The organism is Promicromonospora sp. NPDC057488, from assembly GCF_042802395.1.
Lineage (GTDB): Bacteria > Actinomycetota > Actinomycetes > Actinomycetales > Cellulomonadaceae > Promicromonospora.
The window spans coordinates 1-6,500 of sequence record NZ_JBHVEG010000254.1 but is presented as its reverse complement, the minus strand read 5'-3'; the positions used below and the strand labels follow the sequence as shown (position 1 = coordinate 6,500).

General features: G+C 74.9%; 6 protein-coding genes. 3 read left to right on the top strand and 3 right to left on the bottom strand.

Annotated features, from left to right (window positions below; genetic code table 11):
- Window positions 1-56 precede the first annotated feature (56 nt).
- Entirely contained in the window at window positions 57-752 is a 696-nt protein-coding gene (locus ACFU5G_RS28340) for a LuxR C-terminal-related transcriptional regulator (protein ID WP_377252187.1), read from the bottom strand.
- Window positions 749-2,209 carry a PspC domain-containing protein gene (locus tag ACFU5G_RS28335; protein WP_377252185.1) on the bottom strand — a complete coding sequence of 487 codons (1,461 nt, stop codon included), beginning with the start codon at window positions 2,207-2,209 and terminating at the stop codon, window positions 749-751. Before ACFU5G_RS28335 ends, ACFU5G_RS28340 begins: the two co-directional genes overlap by 4 nt.
- A gap of 136 nt (window positions 2,210-2,345) precedes the next feature.
- Between ACFU5G_RS28335 and ACFU5G_RS28330 the strand changes: the two genes are divergently transcribed.
- Together ACFU5G_RS28330 and ACFU5G_RS28325 are read left to right on the top strand one after the other, a co-directional pair.
- Window positions 2,346-3,983 carry a PspC domain-containing protein gene (locus ACFU5G_RS28330; protein ID WP_377252183.1) on the top strand — a complete coding sequence of 546 codons (1,638 nt, stop codon included), beginning with the start codon at window positions 2,346-2,348 and terminating at the stop codon, window positions 3,981-3,983.
- An 11-nt stretch (window positions 3,984-3,994) separates the two neighbouring features.
- Entirely contained in the window at window positions 3,995-4,699 is a 705-nt protein-coding gene (locus ACFU5G_RS28325) for a hypothetical protein (protein WP_377252181.1), read from the top strand.
- On the opposite strand, the gene ACFU5G_RS28320 is transcribed toward ACFU5G_RS28325, so the two are convergent.
- The gene (locus ACFU5G_RS28320; RefSeq protein ID WP_377252179.1) at window positions 4,696-5,139 is read right to left on the bottom strand and encodes an aromatic ring-opening dioxygenase LigA; all 444 of its coding nucleotides are present in this window, start codon (window positions 5,137-5,139) and stop codon (window positions 4,696-4,698) included. The two genes, ACFU5G_RS28325 and ACFU5G_RS28320, sit on opposite strands and share 4 nt — an antisense overlap.
- Before the next feature lie 80 nt (window positions 5,140-5,219).
- Between ACFU5G_RS28320 and ACFU5G_RS28315 the strand changes: the two genes are divergently transcribed.
- Window positions 5,220-6,377, top strand: coding sequence for a glycosyltransferase family 4 protein (locus ACFU5G_RS28315; protein ID WP_377252177.1), 1,158 nt, complete (start codon window positions 5,220-5,222; stop codon window positions 6,375-6,377).
- Window positions 6,378-6,500: the final 123 nt, after the last annotated feature.

The following is a 6,500-nucleotide window of genomic DNA, read 5'->3' as shown; positions in this document are numbered from 1 at the left end:
CCGGTCCATCGATGGACCGGTCTCGACGCAACCGACCGAAGTCGGAGCCAACAGCCTCAGAGGAGGCGGCGCGCCACCGCCCAGCGGGTCAGCTCGTAGCGGGAGGACAGCTGCAGCTTGCGGAGCACCGCGCTCACGTGCGTCTCGACGGTCTTGATCGAGATGAACAGCTCGCTCGCCACCTCGCGGTAGGAGTACCCGCGCGCGATGAGCCGCATGACCTCCTGCTCGCGCTTCGAGAGCCGGTCCAGCTCGTCGTCGGCCACGGCGATGTCGTTGGCGGACGCGCCGAACGCGTCCAGCACGAACCCGGCCAGGCGCGGCGAGAAGACGGCGTCGCCGCCCGCCACCTGCACCACCGCGGACGACAGCTCCGACGGCGCGATGTTCTTGGTCACGTAGCCGCGGGCCCCCGCCCGGATGACGGAGACGACGTCCTCGGCGGCGTCCGACACGGACAGCGCGAGGAACCGCGTGCCGTCGGTCAGCAGGTCGGCGCAGCGCTGCACGACCTCGGCACCGCCGCCGCCGTTGCCGCCGGGCAGGTGCACGTCCAGCAGCACCACGGGCGGCCGGTGCTCGTGCACCTGCGCCACGGCGCTGTCGACGTCGGAGGCCTCGCCGACCACGGTGACGCGGTCGTCGAGCGAGGCACGCACGCCCGTGCGGAACAGGTGGTGGTCGTCCACGAGCACCACCGGTACCGGGAGCGGCACCAGCCCGCCGCCCGACGCCGTCGCCTGGGTTGTCATCTGGTCGCGCCTTCCGCTGTGGTGGGTACGGCGGCGGGGGTCGTCGCGGCCCGCGCCCGGCCGTTCTTCTCGGTCTTCTTGTCGCCGTTCGCCGGCTTCTTGTCGCCGTTGCCGGGCTTCCGGTCGCCGTTCGCGGGCTTGTCCAGCGGCATCCGCAGCCGCACCTCGGTGCCCCAGCCTGCCCGGCTGACCACCTCGGCGGTGCCGCCGCGCCGACGGACACGACCGAGGATCGACTCCCGGACGCCGAACCGGTCGACGGCGATCTCGTCGAGGTCGAACCCCTCGCCGCGGTCACGCACGAACACCTCGGCCACGGAGTCGGTGACCTCCAGGTACACCGACACCGGCGGCTTGCCGTGCTTGAAGGCGTTGAGCAGGGCCTCGCGCGCGGCCTGCAGCAGCGCGGCGGTGCACTCGGTGGGCGGGCAGTCGCCCACGACGACGGTCTCGACGGTCAGGGGCGCGACGGCGTCCTCGATCTCGGCGACGAGGTCCTTGAGCTCGGCGGCCACGGAGGTGCCGGGCTCCTGCCGGTCGTCGTAGAGCCAGCCGCGCAGCTCGCGCTCCTGGGCGCGGGCCATGCGGGAGACGGCCTCAGCGTCGCCCGCCTGCGACCGGATCAGGGCGAGGGTCTGCAGCACGGAGTCGTGCAGGTGGGCGGCGATGTCGGCGCGCTCGGACTCCCGGGCGCGGGCGGCGCGCTCGTCGCCGAGCTGCCGCACGAGCCGGATCCACCAGGGGACCGAGACCAGCACGAGGCCCGCCACCATGGCGATCGAGGCGACCGTGGCCTGCATCAGCACGGTCAGCGGGGTGTCCTGGCCCACGAGCATCAGGACGCCGAGCATCGTCAGCACGACGCCGCCGGCAAGCCGCAGCAGTGCCGTCCGCGAGCGCAGGAGCGAGCCGGTGCCGGACCCGCCGACCCAGCGGTCCCGGTCGGTCGCGTCGATCTGGCTCCAGGCCAGGGCCACGCCGCCGAGGCCGATGAGGGCGGGCAGCACCCAGGAGGCGACCGGGTCCCAGCCCGCGCGGTAGGCCACGAGCAGGGCCGCGCCCGAGAGCAGGGCGACGCCGAGCCAGATGTCGCGGGCCGCGAGCCGGGACACCGGGCCGGACAGGCGCATGCGCTCGGCCAGCGAGGCGGCGTTCCGTTCCTGCGCGCCGGCGTCGGCGTCCGCGTCGGTGGTCAGGCGGGGCGCGAGCCGGGCCCGGTCGGTGGGCACCGCGGCCACGGGCACGGTCGGGACGCCGGCCGGCACGGTGATCCACCAGAAGACGTAGGCGACGGCGCCCGCGCCGGCGAAGCCGGTGAGGATGACGAACGCGAGCCGGACCAGCCACACGGGCAGGCCGGTGTGCGCCGCCAGGCCGGCGGCCACGCCGGCCAGCCAGCGGCCGCTGTAGCCCGGCCCGGCCTTGCCGGGCCTGCGAAGGGTGAGTCTTTGGTCCACACCCTGATCGTCACACGTCAGGGCTCCCCTGAACACGTCTGGGCCGGGATCTCAGGGTGCAGCGCGGGGGTAACCAGGGTCGGTTCAGGGCAGGTCCCGATGCCGGATCCGCCGCCGGTCGACCAGCATTGCTGTCATGAGCACCGACGAGACGCGTCCCGAGGACGCCACGAACGAGCCGGGCGGCCCGGCAGACGCCAGGTCCGGCGGACCGGACCCGGTCGACCCCGCGCCCAACCCCGCACCTGACGCAGCCGCCGACCCGAACGTCGGTCCTGCACCCGCCGCTCCCGGCCAGCAGCCGTACCCGGAGACCGGCTTCTTCGCCTCGATCCGCCGCGGCCTCTTCCCCCGCTCCGACCAGCGCTGGGTGGGCGGTGTGGCCGGCGGTCTGGCCGAGCGCATCGGCTGGGACCCGCTGCTGGTCCGCGGCCTGCTGATCGTCAGCTTCTTCCTGGGCGGCCTCGGCCTCATCCTGTACGGCGTGGGCTGGGCGCTGCTCCCCGAGCGCGACGGCCGCATCCACCTGCAGGAGGCCATCCGCGGCAACTTCGACGTCGCCATGCTGGGCGCCGTGGCCGTGTTCCTGGTCGGCTTCGCGTGGGGCGGCCCGCTGGGCTGGTGGGACGACGGCGGCTGGCACTGGCTGGTCATCCTCTTCTGGCTGGCCGTCCTGGGCGTCATGCTCTACCTGATCGTGCAGGGCGTGCAGCGGGCCCGCGACAACAACGCGGCCCGGAGCCAGGGGCAGGTCCCCGGTGCTCCCACGGGCCAGGGCGCCCCGGTCGGCACCCCGACGCCGGGCACCCCCGCGCCGGGCACCCCGACGCCGGGCGCGCCGTCCGGCCCCGGTACCGGTACCGCCGCGCCGTTCACGCCGGCCCCGCCGGTCGACTACCGCCGCACCGAGGGCCTGGTCTACGCGACCGGCGCCGGTCCCCGGCACCAGGGCCAGGCGCTGCAGGCCCCGTACCGCCCCGCACCGAACGCGGCGTACCAGCCGCAGCCGGTCTACACCGCACCCCCGGTCCGCACGTCGCGGGGCCCGGGCGGCGCCGCCGTCGGCATCACGCTCGGCGTGATCCTGCTGGCGGGAGCCCTGCTCCTGGCGGCCCACCGCCTGGACGGCGGCAGCTACCTGCTCGACGGCGGCGCGACGTTCCTGGCCGCCTGGCTGGGCATCGGCACCGTGGCGCTCGGCGTCGCGATCCTCGTCTCGGCGCTGCGCGGCCGCACCAGCGGCGTGCTCGGCTTCTTCGCGATCGTCTCCCTGCTGTTCGGCCTCGGGTACGTCGCCATCGCCGGCACCGCCGGCCCGCGCTGGGCCGACGACGCCGTCGTGAGCGGCCGGCACATCGAGGGGCTCGTGACCGAGAACAACAACCCGGACGCCGCCACCATCACCGAGGGCACGATCGACGTCACGTCGGTGAGCGAGGCCGAGAACGGCTTCTACGTGCAGTGGGGCGACCCGACCATCGACCTCTCCGAGCTCGACCTGTCCGACGTCGAGGCCGGCGACCCGGTCGTCGTGCCGATCCAGCTCGGCGCCGGCCAGACCGTCGTCCTCGTGCCGCAGGACGCGGCGGTCGAGGCGAACGCCTACGTGGCCGCCGGGGTCGTGCAGTGGAACGTCGACGACCAGGACCGCTCCGCGAGCGGCGTCGGCTCCGACACCTACTTCGCGAGCGACGAGGTGGGTGACAAGGGCGCCGTGCTGAGCCTCGACATCCAGGCCGGCGCGGGCGAGGTCATCGTCGCCGAGAGCAACTGAGGGAGCACGCCATGAGCGAGCAGACGAACGACCGGAACGACCAGAGCGAGATCACCGGCGGGCCGCAGGCCCAGGACACGAGCGAGAACATGGACGAGAAGACCACGCAGGACCCGGACACCACCGAGGTGCTGCCCGCACAGGCGACCCCGCCGACGCAGCAGATCATGCTGGGCGACACCCAGCACGTGGCCCCGACCGCCGTCCCGGAGGGCGAGGTGCACCCCGCCTACGGCATCGCCGCGGCGCGGGTCGAGGCCGAGGAGCGGGCCGCGGCGGGCGGCGTCCACGACGCGCCCGTGGCGGACGACTCCGACCCCCTGGCGCCGCTGCGGGAGCCGGCCGCGCCGGCCGCGCCGGCCCAGCCGGCCCAGGCGGCCCAGCCGGCCCAGCCCGCCGCCGGTCCGGCGGTGAGCCCGGCCGCGCAGCACACGCCGCCGCGGCCGAGCACGCAGCCGGCGCCGGGCGCCCAGCCCGTGCACCCCACCCAGCAGGTCCAGCCGGCCCAGCCGGCCCAGCCGCAGGTCGCGCCCAAGCGCGGCCCGCGCGTGGGCACGGCGGTCTGGGGCCTGATCGTCATCGCGGTCGGGCTGGGCATCCTCGCGGTCGCGGCCGGGGTGGTGTTCGACCTGGGCGTCGCCCTGATCGTGCTCCTGGGTGCCGCGGGCGTGATCCTGGTGGCCGGGTCCGTGATCTCCAGCGTCCGACGGCGCTAGGGGGTCCGGGCCAGTCTCCGCAGTGCTCCCCCGATCACACCCAGGACGATCCCGAGCCCGATCACCAGGGCACAGACCCCGAACGCGACCACCGAGGTGAACAGCGACGCACGCAGGAACGACGCGTCCATCACGGTGTCGCGGACGGGGTCGTCCTGTTCCAGCTCGGCGTAGGTGGCCCCGCCGGACGCCTCGAGCGCGTGATGGTTGATGATGTCGGCCTGGGCGTAGGCCGTGAGCGGACCCTGCACCTGCTGACCCGCGAAGACGCCTCCCATGAACGTGGAGTCGTCGGACACGGTGATCTTCTCGGCCGACAGCTGCGTCGCCACGAGGATCCACACGGCGATCCCGGCCACGATCATGATGATCCCGGCCACGATCACGAACACACCAGCACCCTTGACCCCTTTTGCGGGGACATTCGTGTAGTCGCTCATCTTTCAACGCTAAGTACGATCTACCCGGACCGCGCGGCGTAGCACCGGGCGGGAACACCGCCGGTGCGAGGATGTCGGGCGTGCGCATCACCCACGTCTCCGACACCTACCTCCCGCTGCTGGGCGGGATCGAGGCCCAGGTGAGCCGCCTGGCCGCGCAGCAGGTCGCGGCGGGCCACCAGGTCGAGGTCCTCACGACGACGCCCGCCCGCCCCGGCGCGCACGGGGTGAGCACCGCCGTCGAGGACGGCGTCACGGTGCACCGCGTCGCCGCCCGCGTCCCGGGCGGCTGGCCGGTCCACCCCCGCTCCACCGCCCACGTGACCGCCCACCTGCGTGCGGCGATCGCCCGGGGCGAGCGGCCCGACGTCGTGCACCTGCACATGGGGGTGCTCGCCCCCACGGCGCAGGCCGCGCTGCGGCCGGTGACCCGGCTGGGGCTGCCCGCCGTGCTGACCGTGCACAGCGTGTGGGGCGGGACGTCGCGCCTGTTCGCCGCCGCCGACGCCGTCGTGGGCTGGTCGCGCTGGCCCGTGCGCTGGTCCGCGGTCAGCGAGCTGACGGCGGAGCCGCTGCGGCAGCTGCTGCCCGCCGGCGGCGACGTCGCGATCCTGCCCAACGGCCTGGACCTGGAGTCGTGGCGGGTGCCGCGGACCGAGCGCGGGAACCGGCCCGAGGGTTCAGCGGTGCACGTCGTGGCGGCCGCGCGGTTCGCGCCCCGCAAGCGCATGCTGCCGCTGCTCGCCGCCGTCGCCGCCGCGGTGGGCCGGCTGCCCGCCGGCGCGCTGTTCGTGACGCTCGCGGGCGACGGGCCGCAGCGCACGGCGGCCCGGCGGTTCGTCGCCGAGCACGGCCTGCGCGACGTCGTCTCCCTGCCCGGGCGGCTCACCGCCACCGAGCTCAAACGGCTCTACGCGCGCGCCGACGTGTTCGCCGCGCCCTCCTCCGACGAGGCCTTCGGCATCGGCGCGCTCGAGGCCCAGGCCTCCGGGCTGACCGTGATCGCCCACTCCCGGTCGGGCGTGGCCGAGCGCGTGGTCGACGGCGCCACCGGCCTCCTGGTGCCCGACGACACCGCGCTGACCGAGGCGCTCGTGCGGCTCGCGACCGAGCCGGGCCTGCTCGACGGGCTGCTCGCGGCCGCCACGACCCCGCCGTCGGGCATGGGCTGGCCGGAGGTGCTGACCGTGACGAACCGGACGTACGCGGAGGCGACGGCCCTGGCCGCGAGGCCGTGACGAGACCGAGACGAGGCCGGCCGAGCCGAGGCCGGCCGCGGCCGGGTCCACCGCAACCGGACCGGACCCCTCCCCTTCGAGGTCTAAGTTTCTTCGCTTTGGACCACCGCAAAGCGAAGAAAC